The sequence below is a fragment of the Streptomyces uncialis genome (assembly GCF_036250755.1).
Taxonomy (GTDB): domain Bacteria; phylum Actinomycetota; class Actinomycetes; order Streptomycetales; family Streptomycetaceae; genus Streptomyces; species Streptomyces uncialis.
Map to the genome: position 1 here is coordinate 5,925,161 of NZ_CP109583.1, position 16,855 is coordinate 5,942,015.

At 73.2% G+C, this 16,855-nt stretch carries 9 protein-coding genes, 1 other RNA gene and 1 pseudogene; 9 read left to right on the forward strand and 2 right to left on the reverse strand.

Features of this window, described 5'->3' with window-relative positions; genetic code table 11:
- Positions 1–835 precede the first annotated feature (835 nt).
- Positions 836–4,323: pseudogene (locus OG711_RS39245) on the reverse strand (FHA domain-containing protein).
- A gap of 689 nt (positions 4,324–5,012) precedes the next feature.
- Between OG711_RS39245 and OG711_RS24715 the strand changes: the two are divergent.
- The 4 genes from OG711_RS24715 to OG711_RS24730 all read left to right on the forward strand — a co-directional run bounded on the left by OG711_RS24715 (position 5,013) and on the right by OG711_RS24730 (position 11,134).
- Positions 5,013–6,797, forward strand: coding sequence for a serine/threonine-protein kinase (locus OG711_RS24715; RefSeq protein ID WP_329560508.1), 1,785 nt, complete (start codon positions 5,013–5,015; stop codon positions 6,795–6,797).
- A 134-nt stretch (positions 6,798–6,931) separates the two neighbouring features.
- Positions 6,932–8,167, forward strand: a complete 1,236-nt coding sequence (locus OG711_RS24720; RefSeq protein ID WP_329560510.1) for a serine/threonine-protein kinase — start codon at positions 6,932–6,934, stop codon at positions 8,165–8,167.
- A 711-nt stretch (positions 8,168–8,878) separates the two neighbouring features.
- Entirely contained in the window at positions 8,879–9,985 is a 1,107-nt protein-coding gene (gene prfB / locus OG711_RS24725; protein ID WP_073794048.1) for a peptide chain release factor 2, read from the forward strand.
- A gap of 393 nt (positions 9,986–10,378) precedes the next feature.
- Complete coding sequence (locus OG711_RS24730; protein WP_266516115.1) at positions 10,379–11,134, forward strand: hypothetical protein; 756 nt, start codon at positions 10,379–10,381, stop codon at positions 11,132–11,134.
- Positions 11,135–11,314: 180 nt separating this feature from the next.
- Here OG711_RS24730 and OG711_RS24735 read toward each other — a convergent pair whose 3' ends face one another.
- A complete protein-coding gene (locus OG711_RS24735; RefSeq protein ID WP_073794043.1) occupies positions 11,315–11,506 on the reverse strand; it encodes a hypothetical protein in 192 nt (63 codons plus the stop codon).
- A gap of 317 nt (positions 11,507–11,823) precedes the next feature.
- Between OG711_RS24735 and ftsE the strand changes: the two genes are divergently transcribed.
- The 5 genes from ftsE to ssrA all read left to right on the forward strand — a co-directional run bounded on the left by ftsE (position 11,824) and on the right by ssrA (position 15,997).
- Positions 11,824–12,513, forward strand: coding sequence for a cell division ATP-binding protein FtsE (gene ftsE, locus OG711_RS24740; RefSeq protein ID WP_073794040.1), 690 nt, complete (start codon positions 11,824–11,826; stop codon positions 12,511–12,513).
- A 30-nt stretch (positions 12,514–12,543) separates the two neighbouring features.
- Entirely contained in the window at positions 12,544–13,461 is a 918-nt protein-coding gene (gene ftsX, locus OG711_RS24745; protein WP_073794037.1) for a permease-like cell division protein FtsX, read from the forward strand.
- Positions 13,462–13,644: 183 nt separating this feature from the next.
- A complete protein-coding gene (locus tag OG711_RS24750; RefSeq protein ID WP_329560514.1) occupies positions 13,645–14,934 on the forward strand; it encodes a S41 family peptidase in 1,290 nt (429 codons plus the stop codon).
- An 86-nt stretch (positions 14,935–15,020) separates the two neighbouring features.
- Positions 15,021–15,500, forward strand: a complete 480-nt coding sequence (gene smpB, locus OG711_RS24755) for an SsrA-binding protein SmpB (RefSeq protein WP_073794032.1) — start codon at positions 15,021–15,023, stop codon at positions 15,498–15,500.
- A 127-nt stretch (positions 15,501–15,627) separates the two neighbouring features.
- Positions 15,628–15,997, forward strand: a transfer-messenger RNA (tmRNA) gene (ssrA, locus tag OG711_RS24760).
- Positions 15,998–16,855: the final 858 nt, after the last annotated feature.

Below are 16,855 nucleotides of genomic sequence, written 5' to 3' on the forward strand. Positions count from 1 at the left end.
GTACGTCCGGGGGTGCGCAGTTCCCCACGGGTCGCCTTCGCTCGCGCCGCGAGGTCTGTCCGGCTGGGCGTACTTGTTCCCTGTGCGGCTACGTCCGGGGGTGCGCAGTTCCCCGCGCCCCTGGGTGGTGCCCCCTTGCGATCGTTCTTCGGGTGCGGGTCCGTCCTCGTCTTTTGCGCAGTTCCCCGCGGGTCGCCTTCGCTTGCGCCCCGAGGTCTGTCCGGGTAGGCGTACTTGTTCCCTGTGCCGTCGTTCGTGGGGTGCGCAGTTCCCCGCGCCCCTTTGGGGCGCCCACCTGGGGCTGTTCTCAGTCTGCGGGTGGGGTCAGACAGCAGGCCGGCGTCAGCTCGGCTGGGGTTCAACCCCCTCCTCTCGCAGTCGCATGGCTGCGGGAGGGGGTGGGCGGGAATCTCTGCCCGCAGACTCCGATGCTCTTCAGTCGGGCAAGGGGGATGTCCGACCGAGCGCGTTGGAGCGAGGACGGAGAATCCCGACCGGCACCGACCCGAAGAACCGACAGAACGCGCCCCAAAGGGGCGCGGGGAACTGCGCAAGAACGAGAACCGGCCCGCACCCGAACAGCGACGAACAGGGGCAGCATCCAGGGGCGCGGGGAACTGCGCGAAACCACCGAGCGACGGCACAGGAACAAGCGCGTCCAGCCGGACAGACCTAGGAAGCGCAAGCGAAGGCGACCCGCGGGGAACTGCGCAAACCCACCGAGCGACGGCACAGGAACAAGCGCGTCCACCCGGACAGACCTCACAAGCGCAAGCCAAGGCAACCCCCACGGGGCCCAGGTACGGGCGCCGTCGCGAGGGCCGGACGGCCACCGTCACAGCAGGGACGGGACCGCTACCGCGGATATCGACCGCGTAGCCCGCTCCACCGCACTGGCCAGCAACGCCAGATCCGTGGGCCCGTTCCCCAACTCCCGCACGGACCGACGGACGGGCGGATCCCCCATCCGCTCCCACTCCACCACCACGACCCGCGGCCGGGACGTCGCCGTCCGCGGAATCCGCCCCGTGACCCGCCCGCCCTGGAACCCGGTGACCCGCCCGTCGGCCCCCCGCAGGGTGCCCCGCCCGGGCCCCGGCTCGTCGGCCCCGCCCCGTACCGCGTCCAGCACGACCCGTACCCCCGCGCGGCGCGCGGCCTCGCTGTCCACGACCCGGGTCCCGCTCGCCGCGCCCGCGACCAGGTGCACACCGAGCCGCTCGCCCTCACGAGCCACCGCCTCCAGCGCCCGGACGACGGACCCCGCGGCGGGCCGGCCGGTCGAGCCGAGCGGCGGCGACAGCAGCGCGTCGAGGTCGTCGACCACGACGACCAGCCGGGGCAGCGGCGGCCCCGGATCACCGCGCCGCACGGGCCGCAGCCGCATCGTGGAACTCGGCGGCGTGTCGAGATCCCCCGCCCCGTCACCCGGAACCGCCGAGGGGCGCGGCTCCCCGCCCTGGCGGACCACCCCGGACACCCGGTTCCCCCGCAGCGGACCCCGCTGGGCGACGACCCGGTCCGGTACCTCCTCGCGGCTGTGCCACCCCGTGAAGTCGAGCAGGCCCAGCAGCTCGGCCCGCCGCTTCAGTTCCGCGCTGAGCGCCTGCGCGAACTCCCGCATCCGCAGCGGGTCCCCGGCGGCCAGATACGTCGTCACATGGGGCAGTTCCGTGCAGACCGCGAGCCCGCCCGCGCCGTCCCGGCCGGGCGGCGCGCCACCCGTGACGTCCCGGCCGTCGACCAGGACCATCGCCAGCCGGTCGGGGCGTTCGGCGGCCGCCAGCGACGCGGTGACCGCGCGCAGCAGTTCGGTGCGGCCGCTGCCCGGCGGCCCCTCGATCAGCAGATGGGTGCCCTCGTGCGCGAGGTCCACGCCCACCGGCCCGCGCGGCCCGGCACCGAGCACCGTCCAGGCCCGCCCGCCGACGGCCCGCGCGTCGTCGGACGCGGCGGCCCAGCGGGCCATCAGCGACGCGGGTGTCGCCCGCGCCAGCCCCAGCTCGTCCAGCAGCCGCGCGACCCGGGGCAGCGGAGCCGCGACCCGGGGCGCCCGGTCGCCCGCGCCGCCCTCCGTGCGCAACGGCGCCAGCGCCCGCGCGAACCGCTCGGCCCACGCCCCCGACACCGCGTCCACCGCACCGGCCGTGCCCTGCCCGGCGACCCGCCCGGCGGCGACCCGGACCAGCCGGACCTCCGTCGCCACGTCCCCGCTGAGCAGCGCGACCGCCCCGCACTCCCGCAGCGGCGGGCTCGCCGCGCACGCGTCCTCGTACACCTCGGCCACGGCCGCCCCGCCGTCGCCGGGCACCGCCGCCGTCTCCGCGAGACACACCACATGGATACCGGCGCCCGGCCCGAACGCGCACAGCCGCGCCACCGCGTCCCGCAGCGGGGCGGACCCCGGGTCGCCGTCCACGATCAGCACGGTGAGCGATCCGTCGTTCCCGGCCGCCGGGGCGGGCTGCCCGGTGCCCCCGGCCGCCGTCCGGGCGAACACCCCGGCCTCACCCTCCGAACCCAGCGCCCAGGACGTCCCGCCGCCGCGGACGGCGCCCGCCCCGTTCCCGCCGAACACGTCCCCGCCCGCGGGCGCCCCGCCGCCGCGCTCCTCCAGTACCCGGATCAGCTCCGCCGTCCGCGCCATGGCCTGCTCCCGGTCGTACGCGAGCAGCAGCCGGCAGTCCTGGCCGTGTCCCGGGCGGGTGTGCGGCAGCCAGCCGAGCCAGCTCCAGCGGGCGACCCGCTCCTCCATCGGCCGCGCCCGGTCCGCGCTCAGCAGCACGATCTCCAGGGTGTCCGGCGAGTGCAGCGCGGCGAGCTGCGCCACCACCGACCGGGCCACCCCGGCCAGCCGCGCCCCGGGCCCGGTCAGCCCCAGCCCGCCGGCCTCGCGCAGCCCGACCGTCACCGGGACGCCCGCCAGTACCCCGCTGCCCGCCGGGTCGGCGCGGTCCGTGGTGCCGAGCCGGACCGTCAGGGCCTCCCGGTGCGCGCCGTCCCGCTCCCACAGCCGGGGCCCGGGGCCGAGCGCGGTGAGCAGCAGCGACGCGGGATCGGGCCACAGCTCGGGTGTCGCCGCCGGGTCCGGCCCGGCGTCCTCGTCCAGGTGCCCGTGTCCGTCGGCGGACGGGTCGTCGTCCTCGTACGGGTCCCACTCGGGCCGCGTCCCGCGACCGCCCGTGAGGCGGCGGGCCCAGGCGGTCAGCCCGCCCCGCCGCCGCGCGCCCGGCCGGGACGGCCCGTCGTCCTCGTGGTCCCGCTCCGACGGGCCGTCGTCCGGGTACGGGTGCCCGCCGCCGTGCGGGTCCCGCCCCGCGGCCTCGTCCGCCCACCGGGGGCCGTCGTCGTATCCCCTGCCGTCGTGCCCGAAGCCGTGGGAGCCGTCGTCCCCGGAGCGGTGAGGGGGTGCGCGCTGGTCCCCGCGCCCCCGCGCACGCCCGCGTGGGCCTGCGCGTCCCGCCCGGGCTCCGCGCGGTACGCGGCGGCGGAGCCGTACGACCGCGGGTCCGCGCGGTCCGGGCCGGGGGAGCCGTACGACTGCCCCGCCCCATGGGTGACCGCGGCTCCCGGGTGGGTGGCCGCACCGGCCTGGCGTGCCCTGGGCACCCCGGGTCCGAGGCCCGCCGGGCCGGGAACGCCGTCGCCTTCACCGGCGTCGGGTCCCGCTGCCGGGTCGTCGCCGTGCCCGGGTACGCGGACGAAGCCCTCGCCGTCCGGCGTGGTGGGCAGCGGCGGCGGCAGTTCCCGGGAGGAGGCGAGCCGCAGCGTGGACTCGCCGAGCCGCAGCAGCGCGCCCGGCTCCAGCGGCATCGGCGCCCGCCCGACGGCCGCGCCGTAGAGCCGGGTGCCGTTGGTGGAGCCGAGGTCCGCGACGGTCACCAGACCGTCCTCGGTGACGGTGATCTCGCAGTGCAGCCGGGACACGTCCGGGTCGTCGAGGGGGACCCCGGCCTCGGCGGACCGGCCGACGAGGACCCGGCCGCCGTGCAGCAGATGCACCCCGCCCGCGTCGGGCCCGCCGACGACCTGGAGCTGCGCCGCCGCGTCGGCCGGTCCGGGACCGGGGTCCGCGGGAGCGCCGAGGGACAGCACCGCGCCGTCGATCAGCGGCGGCTCGCCGAGGACCCGGCGCTGGAGGTCGAGGCGCTCCGGGCCCCGGTACACGACCACGGGTCCGTCACCGCCCGCCACCGCCGACGCGAGGTCCGACGCCACCGCCGCCAGCGGGGTCCCGGCGGGCGCGGTGACGAGGACGTCCCGCGCCATGACGCGGCTCGTGGCGTCGGGGCGCGGCCCGAGGACGGTCAGCCGGATCTGCATCGCCGTCAGCGGTCCCTTCTGCGGATGCGCCCAGAACGAGGCCACCGGGGGCCGTGCTGTGATTCCCCCCACCGCACTCCGGGCACGTCGACCAGTACGGGGGCATCCTCGCATCCGCCACCGACAACACGCCCGGCCGCCATCTGTTCGTGATCTTGAATGATCGGCTCTGCCCGCAAAAGTGCCCGCCCGGCGCCCGCGCGGGCGCTCCCGGCAACCAACGCCCCCGGCCGCGCGTCTTACCGCCGAACACGGATACGGGCCGGTCCCGGCCGGTACGGGGTGCCGGGGCGGTGTCCGGGAGCGGTCGGGGGAACCCTGGTCTCCCCCGGACACCCGGACCCGGAGGGACGCGGGCGCGACCGGGGAACCGGGGCGCCCGGGCCGGTACGCGGTCCCCGGGAAACCGGGTGGCCCGGGCGGGCGGCACTACAGTGGGCCGCAAGCATCACGCCCTGGTCCCTCGCCCCGGACCCGCGGAGCACCTCCCGCGGAACCGGGGCACGGAGCGGGTGGCACCACCCCGAGCACGCCGAGCGGTCCGGATGACCGGGGGCGGGCGCGGGTAACCGAAGAGAGCGCGGTCACCGACGATCACGCCCGGACCACCCCCCGGAACAGTCCGACCGAACCCGGATCGGGCCGGAGCGAGGCTGAGCAGGCCCCGAAGCAAGCAGGGAGCGCATGACGTGCGGCCGGTAGGAAGCAAGTACCTCCTGGAGGAGCCGCTCGGACGTGGTGCCACGGGCACCGTCTGGCGGGCGCAGCAGCGGGAACGGGCGGGCGCCGAGGCGGCCGTGCCGGGGCAGCCCGGCGAGACCGTGGCGATCAAGGTCCTCAAGGAGGAGCTGGCCAACGACTCCGATGTCGTGATGCGGTTCCTGCGCGAGCGCTCGGTGCTGCTGCGGCTCACCCACCCGAACATCGTCCGGGTCCGTGACCTGGTCGTCGAGGGCGATCTGCTGGCCCTGGTGATGGACCTCGTCGAGGGTCCCGACCTGCACCGCTACCTCCGCGAGAACGGCCCGTTCTCGCCGGTCGCGGGTTCCCTGCTGACCGCGCAGGTCGCGGACGCGCTCGCCGCCAGCCACGCCGACGGTGTGGTGCACCGCGATCTGAAGCCCGCGAACGTCCTGCTGCGCCAGGACAACGGCGAGATGCACCCGCTGCTGACGGACTTCGGCATCGCGCGGCTCGCCGACTCCCCGGGGCTGACCCGGACCCATGAGTTCGTCGGCACCCCCGCGTATGTCGCGCCGGAGTCCGCCGAGGGCCGCCCGCAGACCAGCGCCGTCGACATCTACGGCGCCGGGATCCTGCTCTACGAGCTGCTCACCGGCCGTCCGCCGTTCTCCGGCGGGTCCGCGCTCGAAGTGCTGCACCAGCATCTGAGCGCCGAGCCGCGCCGCCCGTCCACCGTGCCCGAGCCGCTGTGGACGGTGATAGAGCGCTGCCTGCGCAAGAACCCGGACGAGCGGCCCAGCGCCGAGAACCTCGCCCGGGGCCTGCGCGCCGTCGCCCAGGGCATCGGGGTGCACGCCACCTCGGCGCAGATCGCCGCCGCCGAGAACGTGGGCGTGCTGCTCGCGCCGGACCCGGCGCCCACGGCCGTGCCCGGCGCGGCCGACCCCACCACCGTCCTGCCGAACACCGGGCCCCCCGGTCTGTTCGACGCGGGCCGCTACGACGCGAACGCCGCCACCAGCTACCTCCCGCACACCGCGGGCGCCCCCGGTGCCCCCGGCGCGGCCGACCCGACGGCCGTGCTGCCGAGCACCGGCCCCCGGGACGCCGATCCCACCTCCGTGATGCCGCCGGTCCCGGGCCACCACCCGCAGGGCGCCGCCCCCGGTGGCCCCGACGACCCGCACCCCTGGCAGAACCAGCTCCGGGCCGCCCGCGACCGCAACGAGCAGACCCAGGTCCAGTACCTGAACCCGGACGAGGACCCGCTGCGCCGCCGTCCCCAGCGCCAGGTGGCCCCGCGCCCGCAGCAGCCGCCGCAGCAGGCCCCGCACCACCAGCCCCAGCAGTCGCACCAGCCCCGGCAGCAGCAGCCGCAGCAGCCTCCCCAGTACGCGCCGCAGCAGCAGCACCAGCCCCCGCCGCCGCAGCAGTACGCCCCGCAACAGCAGCAGCCGCAGCGGTACGCCCCCGCGCCGGTCCCCGACCGGCAGCCCCAGCACTACTCGCCGCCCCGCGAGCCCGCCCCGCGCGCGCCCCGCGAGCCGCGTCCGGCCCGTGAGCCGAGGCAGCGCAGCGCCAACCGGATGCGCATCCCCGGCCTCGGCTGCCTCAAGGGCTGCCTCTTCAGCGTGCTCATCCTCTTCGTGGCGGGCTGGCTGGTCTGGGAGCTGAGCCCGCTCCAGGGCTGGATCGGCACCGGCAAGGGGTACTGGGAACAGCTCAGCGACTGGTTCGGTACGGTCACCGGCTGGCTCGGGGAACTCGGCGGCGGCGGCTCGGGCGCCTGAGCCCGCCGCCGTACGGCGGCGGACACCCGCCCAGGAGACTTGTCGACATCCGGAGGGTGATTTCCCCGGCCGGGGTGAAGGCGGCCGCCGGTGGCGCGTAGCTTTGTCGGCAACACGCGTCCGTAGGAGCAGCCTTGGCACGGAAGATCGGCAGCCGGTACACCGCGAACCAGATCCTGGGCCGCGGCAGTGCCGGCACGGTGTGGCTGGGCGAGGGTCCCGAGGGTCCCGTCGCCGTGAAACTGCTGCGTGAGGACCTCGCGGCCGACCAGGAGCTGGTCGGCCGTTTCGTCCAGGAACGCACCGCCCTGCTCGGCCTCGACCACCCGAACGTGGTCGCCGTGCGGGACCTCGTCGTCGACGGCGACGACCTCGCCCTGGTCATGGACCTCGTGCGCGGCACCGATCTGCGCACCCGCCTCGACCGGGAACGAAGACTCGCGCCCGAGGCCGCCGTCGCCATCGTCGCGGACGTCGCCGACGGGCTGGCCGCCGCGCACAAGGCCGGTGTCGTCCACCGGGACGTCAAGCCCGAGAACGTCCTCCTCGACATGCAGGGCCCGCTCGGCCCCGGCGGCTCCCACCGCGCCCTGCTCACCGACTTCGGTGTGGCGAAGCTCATCGACTCACCGCGCCGCACCAAGGCCACGAAGATCATCGGCACCCCGGACTATCTGGCGCCCGAGATCGTCGAGGGCCTCCCGCCGCGCGCGGCCGTCGACATCTACGCCCTGGCGACCGTGCTGTACGAGCTGCTCGCCGGGTTCACGCCGTTCGGCGGCGGCCACCCCGGCGCGGTGCTGCGCCGCCATGTGACCGAGACGGTCGTACCGCTGCCCGGGATTCCCGAGGAGCTCTGGCAGCTGATCGTCCAGTGCCTGGCCAAGGCGCCCGCGTCGCGGCTGCGCGCCTCCGAGCTGGGCGGGCGGCTGCGGGAGCAGCTGCCGCTGCTGGCGGGGATGCCCCCGCTGGACGTGGACGAGCCCGAGGCGGTCCTCACGGAGTCCGCGGACGAGCCCGGGGCCTCGGAGGGCGGCGCCGACGGCTCCGCCGCGGGGACCGGGTCCCCGGTGCGGCGGGGTGCGGTCCCGCTGGTCCCCGGTCATGCCCCCGACTCCAACCGGGACACCCATACGAGCATGCGGGTGCCCGGGCCCGACGAGCTGGACGGCGGCGCGCACGGCACCGCGCGGGCGCCGCGGGCCGCGGGGGCGCCTCGCCCCGGCTCCGCGCGCAACCGCGGCGCCGTCCGGCGCCGCCGCATCACCCTCGCGACCGCCGCGGCCGTCCTCGCCGCCGCGGCCGGCGTAGCCACCTGGGCCACCACGGACGACCCCCCCACCCCCCCCAGCACCTCCACCACCCCCTGACCCCCGCGGGCCGCCTTCGCTCGGGCTTCCCAGGTCTGTCCGGCCGGACGCACTTGTCCCTGCGCGGGTCGGACGGGGGTGCGCAGTTCCCCGCGCCCCTGAGGTCGCGCCTCTTACGGTTCCCGTTCGGCTGCGGATGGCCCTTGGCCGCTCGCGCAGTTCCCCGCGCCCCTGAAGGGGCGCCCACCTGGGGCTGTCCCTCGGGTGCGGGCTGTCAGCAACCGGAGCCGGGGTTCAACCCCCCTCCTCGTGCAGACGCCCGGCTGCGGGAGGGGGTGGGCGGGAATCTCTGCCCGCAGACTCCGATGCTCTTCAGTCGGACCACATGAACGTCGTACCGAGCGTGTCGGATCGAGGACGGAGAATCCCGACCGGCCCCGCCCCGAAGAACCGGCCGGACGCGCCCCAAAGGGGCGCGGGGAACTGCGCGAAGACGAGAACAGGCCCGCACCCGAAGAGCGACGAACAGGGGCAGCATCCAGGGGCGCGGGGAACTGCGCACCCACCGAGCGACGGCACAGGAACGAAGTGCGTCCGGCCGGACAGACCTAGGAAGCCCGAGCGAAGGCGACCCGCGGGGAACTGCGCACCCACCGAGCGACGGCACAGGAACAAGTACGCAAGGCCGGACAGACCTGGGAAGCGCAAGCGAAGGCGTCCCGCGGTACCCGGAGGCGCAAGCGAAGGCGACCTACCGGTTACGCTGGACCCGTGGCAGTCGTCGATGTATCCGAAGAGCTCAAGTCCCTCTCCTCGACCATGGAGTCGATCGAGGCCGTCCTGGACCTCGACACGATGAGGGCGGACATCGCCGCGCTGGAGGACCAGGCGGCGGCCCCCTCCCTCTGGGACGACCCGGACGCGGCCCAGAAGATCACCAGCAAGCTGTCGCACCTCCAGGCCGAGGTCCGCAAGGCCGAGGCCCTCCGCGGCCGGATCGACGACCTCTCCGTCCTGTTCGAACTGGCCGAGGCCGAGGACGACGCGGACACCCGTACCGAGGCCGACGCCGAGCTGACCTCGGTCCGCAAGGCGCTGGACGAGATGGAGGTCCGCACCCTCCTGTCCGGCGAGTACGACTCGCGGGAGGCCCTGGTCAACATCCGCGCGGAGGCCGGCGGCGTCGACGCCGCGGACTTCGCCGAGCAGCTCCAGCGCATGTACCTGCGCTGGGCCGAGCGCCACGGCTACAAGGCCGAGGTGTACGAGACCTCCTACGCGGAGGAGGCCGGCATCAAGTCGACCACCTTCGCCGTCCAGGTGCCCTACGCCTACGGCACCCTGTCCGTGGAGCAGGGCACGCACCGCCTCGTACGGATCTCCCCGTTCGACAACCAGGGCCGCCGCCAGACCTCGTTCGCGGGCGTCGAGGTGCTCCCGGTGGTCGAGCAGTCCGACCATGTCGAGATCGACGAGTCCGAGCTGCGTATCGACGTGTACCGCTCCTCGGGCCCCGGCGGCCAGGGCGTCAACACCACCGACTCCGCGGTCCGCATCACCCACCTGGCGACCGGCATCGTCGTCTCCTGTCAGAACGAGCGCTCGCAGATCCAGAACAAGGCGACCGCGATGAACGTCCTCCAGGCGAAGCTCCTTGAACGCCGCCGCCAGGAGGAGCAGGCGAAGATGGACGCGCTCAAGGGCGACGGCGGGAACTCCTGGGGCAACCAGATGCGCTCCTATGTCCTCCACCCGTACCAGATGGTCAAGGACCTGCGGACCGACTTCGAGGTCGGCAACCCGCAGGCCGTGCTCGACGGCGAGATCGACGGCTTCCTGGAGGCCGGGATCCGCTGGCGCAAGCAGCAGGAGAAGTAGCCGGTCCCGGCAACGGGAATTCCTTTGCTGCTTTGTCGACAAGAAGGTGTTCCGGGAAGCGCCGGAACCCGTAAGGTCGACCGATGATCTCCCGGTGCCGCGCGCCGGACTGCCGCCCACGGGGCGGCAGTTGTCGTATGTGTCGGCTTTTCACCGTACCGTCACAAGAATGTGCTGCGCCCAACTGCCCGTAATTCGGGCATCGCGTACGCAACGACCTTGACGCCTTCGCGATAAGTCGGAAGGGTTAACGCGGCATGCGCATCTCTGGGGCGCGTGTGAACGGGGCGACGGTACGCGGCGTGACAGTACGACCACGCATGCCACCTCCCTCTGGAGTCCACGGCCCCGGCGCTGCTCCAATGACGATGAGCTACTGGGGGTAGCAAGCAGATGACCAAGAAGACCCGGGTCCGTATCGCACGGATCGCGGCCGGCGCGCTGATCGCCGCCGGGGCGTCCCTCACCGCTGCGGGCGCCGCTTCGGCCCTGGATGTGGGGATCGGCGTCGGCGTCGACGTCGCGGACGACGCGCCCACCACCCCGCCGCCGACCGAGATTCCCCAGCCGACGAACACTCCGCCGACGACGCCTCCCACGACCCCGCCCACCACGGCGCCGACGACTCCGCCCACCACGGCTCCCACCACGGCGCCCACCACTCCGCCCACGACGCCGCCGACCACGGCTCCCACCACGGCGCCGACCACCGCGCCCACCAGCACGCCGACCACCCCCGGCGGTAACTCCGGAGGGAACACCGGTGGCAACACCGGCGGTAACTCGGGCGGCAACACCGGTGGCACCGGTGGCACCGGTGGTAACAGCGGCGGTACCGGCGGCGAGGACGGCGGTGCGAGCGGCGGCGACGACGGCGGCTCCGCCTCCACCGGCGGTAACGCGGGCGGCACCGGCGGCAATGTCGCCGACCCGGACAGCGGCTCCCAGCCGGTCCAGCAGGGCCAGGCCAAGGACGGTCTGACCGACACCGGCTCCCAGCCGGTCCAGCAGGGCAAGGCCAAGGACGAGCTGGCCGAGACCGGCGCCATGGAGACCACGTTCCTGCTGATCGGCGCCGCGACGATGATCGCCGGCGGTATCGGCTTCCGCCTGCTGCCCCGCCTCGCGGCCGGTGGCCGTACGGCCTGACCCACCCGCCTGACGGTCACCGTCCGTGACGCCCGGCGGCTTCACGGCGACCGACCGTCACTCCAGGGGTGACAGACACGCGGGAAGGCCCGGAGCGTCGCTCCGGGCCTTCCTTGTGCTCGGGTGCCGCCCCGCCCGGCTCACCCGCGCCGGGCACGGCCGTACGACAGGCGTGCCGCGTCAGGCCGACTGGTGCGCCAGCAGCGCCAGCGCCATGATCAGGATCGCGAGCAGGCCTATCAGGGTCGCCTGGTTCATCCCGGACCAGAAATTGTTCTGCTGGAAGCGCTCCCGGCTGGCCCGGCAGACGCGACAGCGGCCCTCACTGACCGGGGACGCGCAGTTCGCGCACACCAATCGGTCATACGTCATGCGCCCTCCTCCTCCCGCGCGGCGGAGCCTGCCCACCGACTGTCACTCCGCACAACGCTCACGGGAACGCCGACGTTCCCCTTACCACTGTGCCAGCTCCCGCGGATTTCGGCGCGGCCCGCCCGTCGTCCCCGTTCCGGACCCGCCCGTTCCGGCCGGGAACGGACACCTCTGGCGCGAACCATCACGTTCCGCTTGTGCGACAAACCCGTCGAACCCCGGCACCGGCGCGCGCGAACGACGGACGCCGACTGCGCTCGTCCCCCGCATTCGCGTATGGTCACGGACACCTACCCCCGGCGACCCGTGGTGCATTCGTGATCCGATTCGACAACGTCTCCAAGACCTACCCCAAGCAGAACCGCCCGGCCCTCAGGGATGTCACCCTGGAGGTCGAACGTGGCGAGTTCATCTTCCTCGTGGGGTCATCCGGCTCCGGAAAGTCCACCTTCCTGCGGCTGATCCTGCGCGAGGAGCGCGCCAGCCACGGGCAGGTCCATGTGCTCGGCAAGGACCTCGCGCGGCTGTCCAACTGGAAGGTGCCGCACATGCGCCGCCAGCTCGGGACGGTCTTCCAGGACTTCCGGCTGCTGCCGAACAAGACGGTCGGCGAGAACGTCGCCTTCGCGCAGGAGGTCATCGGCCGCTCCCGCGGGGAGATCCGCAAGTCGGTGCCGCAGGTCCTCGACCTCGTCGGCCTCGGGGAGAAGCAGAGCCGGATGCCCGGTGAGCTGTCCGGCGGTGAGCAGCAGCGCGTCGCCATCGCCCGCGCCTTCGTCAACCGGCCCAAGCTGCTGATCGCGGACGAGCCGACCGGCAACCTCGACCCGCAGACCTCGGTCGGCATCATGAAACTGCTGGACCGCATCAACCGCACGGGCACGACCGTCGTCATGGCGACCCACGACCAGAACATCGTGGACCAGATGCGCAAGCGCGTCATCGAGCTGGATCAGGGCCGTCTGGTGCGTGACCAGGCGCGCGGCGTCTACGGCTACCAGCACTGACACGACGTACCGAAAGGCAGAAAGCACGCGATGCGCGCCCAGTTCGTCCTGTCGGAGATCGGCGTCGGTCTCCGTCGCAATCTGACGATGACCTTCGCGGTCGTCGTCTCGGTTGCCCTCTCGCTCGCCCTGTTCGGCGGGTCCCTGCTGATGCAGGACCAGGTCAGCTCGATGAAGGGCTACTGGTACGACAAGGTCAACGTCTCGATCTACCTGTGCAACAAGAGCGACGCCGAGACCGATCCCGCGTGCGCGAAGGGCGCGGTCACCGGTGCGCAGAAGGACCGGATCAAGGCCGATCTGGAGAAGCTGCCGGTCGTCGACGAGGTGCTTTACGAGTCGCCCGACCAGGCGTACAAGCTCTACAAGGAGCAGTACGCGAACTCCCCGCTGGCGAGTTCGCTGACCCCGGACCAGATGCAGGAGTCGTACCGGGTCAAGCTGAAGGACCCGGAGAAGTACGAGGTCGTCGCCACCGCGTTCTCCGGGCGGGACGGCGTGCACTCGGTGGAGGACCAGAAGGAGTATCTGAACTCGCTGTTCGAACTCCTCGACGGGATGCGGGTGACCGCGCTCGCCGTGATGGGCCTGATGCTCGTCGTGGCGCTGATGCTGATCGTCAACACGGTGCGGGTCTCGGCGTTCAGCCGTCGGCGTGAGACCGGGATCATGCGGCTCGTCGGCGCCTCCGGGTTCTACATCCAGGCGCCGTTCATCATGGAGGCCGCGGTCGCGGGACTCATCGGCGGGATAGTGGCCTGCGGATTCCTGCTCGTCGGCAGGTACTTCATGATCGACCACGGACTCGGACTCGCCGAGAAGCTGCCGCTGATCAACTTCATCGGCTGGGACGCCGTCATCAAGACCCTGCCGCTCGTCCTCACGATCGGTGTGCTGATGCCGGCACTCGCCGCGTCCGTCGTGCTGCGCAAGTACCTGAAGGTGTAGCGCCCGTCCCCGGACGCGCCCGCTCCCGCCCCCGGACCGCGAGCGGTTCCCGCGTCCCGGGTCGTGCACATGAGCGCGGGCGTACGTCCATGGGCGGCCCGTGCCCCACGGTGTGAGATACGCCCCGAGCGCCGTACGGCCAACCTGCCGTACGGCGCTCGGCGTTGTCCTAGACTCACCGGCATGTCAGGCCCCGACCTGTTCCCAGACCCCCGCCGTGTCCGCCGCGGGGCGGCTCTGACATTGGTGTTCACCAGCGTTCTCATCACCGGTGCCGCCGCCGGTTCCTGGAGCGGCCCGCCCCCGGACGGCCTCGCCAGACCCCTGGCCCGCACCGGCCCCGCCGCCGCGTACCAGGAGGACATCAGCGCCGCCGCGGCCGACGCGATGGCCGACGGCAAGTCGCCCGTGGAGGCCGCCGAACGCGCGGTCAGCCGCAGCGGGGACCGCTGGGGCGCCGTCTACTCCGAGGCCGACTACGCGGAGTTCGCCCAGGCCCTGGACGGTGAGTACACCGGCGTCGGGCTGTGGGTCCGGCGCACGGCCGACGGCCGGATCGAGGTCACCCGGGTACGGCCCGGGGGCCCCGCCGACCGGGCCGGGGTCCGCGCGGGCGACCTGGTGCGGGACATCGACGGCACCCGGGCCGACGAACGCCCCGTCACGGAGGTCGTGGCGCGGCTGCGCGGCGACAGCACGGCGGCGTCCGGACCCGCCGCCAGCGGTACGCCCGTCCGGCTGCGGCTCCAGCGCGGCGAACGGCTCTGGGACGAGGAACTGCGGCGCGCGGTCCTCACCACCGACCCCGTCACCGTCGAACGTGTCGGCCGGGCCGCCGACCCGCGGGCCGTCCTGATCAAGGTCGCCGCGTTCACCCGGGGCAGCGGCGCGGAGGTACGCTCGGCGGTCCGCTCCGCCCCGCCCGGCGCGGGCGTCCTGCTCGATCTGCGGGGCAACAGCGGCGGTCTGGTCAGCGAGGCCGCCGAGGCCGCGTCCGCGTTCCTGGACGGCGGCCTGGTCGCCACCTACGACGTACGCGGGGAGGAGCGCGCCCTGCACGCCCGCACCGGCGGCGACACCCGCCGGCCCGTGGTCACCCTGGTCGACAGCGGCACCATGAGCGCGGCGGAACTGCTGACCGGCGCGCTCCAGGACCGGGGCCGCTCGGTCGTCGTCGGCAGCCGGACCTTCGGCAAGGGCGCCGTCCAGATGCCGAGCACCCTGCCCGACGGCTCGGTCGCGGAACTCACCGTGGGCCACTACCGCACCCCGTCGGGCCGCGCGCTCGACGGGACGGGCATCACCCCGGACCTGGAGACCCCCGAGGCGCCCCCCAAGGACACCGCCGCGCCCCCGGAGCCCGCGTCCGCGCCCGACCCCGCCCGCACCCCGCCGCCCGCCCCGCCGGCCGACCCCGTGGAACGCCAGGCCGAGAAGGTGCTGAGCGGTCTGGGCGACCACCCGGAGCCCTGAACCGACCCCGTCCGCGGCCCCGAACCGGACCGTCCGGCAAATCGACTGGCCCCCGACCCCCTCGGTGGTGCGAAAATGTCCGCACTATGGCAAAGGAAAAAGGGCGCAAGCTGATCGCGCAGAACAAGAAGGCGCGGCACGACTACCACGTCATCGACACCTACGAGGCCGGTCTCGTCCTCACGGGCACCGAGGTGAAGTCGCTGCGCCAGGGGCGGGCCTCCCTCGCGGACGGTTTCGTGCAGCTCGACGGCAACGAGGCGTGGCTGCACAACGTGCACGTACCGGAGTACACCCAGGGCACCTGGACCAATCACTCGGCCCGGCGCAAGCGGAAGCTGCTGCTGCACCGCGAGGAGATCGACAAGCTGGCCGCGAAGTCCCAGGAGACCGGGCACACGATCGTGCCGCTGGCCCTGTACTTCAAGGAGGGCCGTGCGAAGGTCGAGATCGCGCTGGCCCGCGGCAAGAAGGAGTACGACAAGCGGCAGACCCTCCGGGAGAAGCAGGACCGCCGTGAGACGGACCGCGCGATCTCCGCGGTCCGCAGGCGTGAGCGGGGCTGACCGGCCTCCGGCGGCACCGCTCCGGCCGCGCCGCGGGAATAGGCTGGCACCGGCACGCGCTGTTCCCGTACGATGGTGAACGCACCCACCGCGAGAGCGACGGGTGTGCACCTTGAAAAAAACACATGGGGATGATCGGTTTCGACAGCGGATGTCGAAGCAGGGGAAGCGTGTCGAGGAAGCGGCAATGATCTCGTTAACCATATGTCGCAACCAATAATCGCCGATTCCAAGCGCGATTCCTTCGCCCTCGCTGCCTAAGTAGCGACTTGCGAAGTGTCAGCCCGGGGGTGTTCCCGACCCGGATCCTGGCATCAGCTAGGGAACTAAACTCCTAGGCCCGGTCACGGGGTCCGGGAGGAAATCAAACAGTGACTGAGCCCGTCGGAGACTTGTCCGCGTGATCTTCGGGGCTGAGAAACTCGTAGCGGACTGCACACGGAGAAGCCCTGGTTCCGCACCGTTGGACGCGGGTTCGATTCCCGCCATCTCCACAGGCGGTTGCACCTGGTGCGACCACTGTTCACCCCATCGTCACGGCGCCTTTCCCTCCCGGGAAGGGCGCCGTCGTCGTTCCCGCCCCCGGCCCCCCTGGCTTTCCTGTGCTGAGCGCACTTGTCCCCGTGCGGGTCGCTCGTCGGGTGCGCAGTTCCCCGCAGGTCGCCTTCGCTCGCGCTCCCGGGTTTCTTGTGCTGGGCGCACTTGTCCCCGTGCGGGTCGCTCGTCGGGTGCGCAGTTCCCCGCGCCCCTGGGTCTGTCCGGCTGGCCGTACGTGTTTCTGTGCGGGTCGCTCGGTGGTTTTGCGCAGTTCCCCGCGCCCCTGGATGCTGCCCCCTTGCGGTCGCTCTTCGGGTGCGGGCCGGTTCTCGTCTTTTGCGCAGTTCCCCGCGCCCCTTTGGGGGCGCCCACCTGGGGCTGTCGTCCGGGTGCAGGACCTTCGCTTGCGGAACCACCCTCCTCGCGGACTCGCGCTGCTGCGGGAGGGGGTGGGCGGGAATCTCTGCTCGCAGACTCCGATGCTCTTCAGTAGATCCACTGGACGTCGTACCGAGCGTGTCGGATCGAGGACGGAGAATCCCGACCGGCACCGACCCGAAGAACAAACAGAACGCGCCCCAAAGGGGCGCGGGGAACTGCGCGAAACCACCGAGCGACGGCACAGGATCGAAGTACGTCCACCCGGACAGACCTCAGAAGCGCAAGCGAAGGCGACCTGCGGGGAACTGCGCAAATCCACCGAGCGACGGCACAGGAACAAGTGCGCAAGGCCGGACAGACCTCAGAAGCGCAAGCGGAAACGACCCTCGCAGGGACAAGTGCGGCGAGTCGGACAGGCTCAGAGGCGCAAGCGGAAA

Bases quoted from the DNA above. Each gene is read 5' to 3' on its own strand.
- OG711_RS24730 (WP_266516115.1), top strand. From the start codon at position 10,379: ATGACCAAGAAGACCCGGGTCCGTATCGCACGGATCGCGGCCGGCGCG.
- OG711_RS24735 (WP_073794043.1), bottom strand. From the start codon at position 11,506: ATGACGTATGACCGATTGGTGTGCGCGAACTGCGCGTCCCCGGTCAGT.
- ftsX (WP_073794037.1), top strand. From the start codon at position 12,544: ATGCGCGCCCAGTTCGTCCTGTCGGAGATCGGCGTCGGTCTCCGTCGC.
- OG711_RS24750 (WP_329560514.1), top strand. From the start codon at position 13,645: ATGTCAGGCCCCGACCTGTTCCCAGACCCCCGCCGTGTCCGCCGCGGG.
- smpB (WP_073794032.1), top strand. From the start codon at position 15,021: ATGGCAAAGGAAAAAGGGCGCAAGCTGATCGCGCAGAACAAGAAGGCG.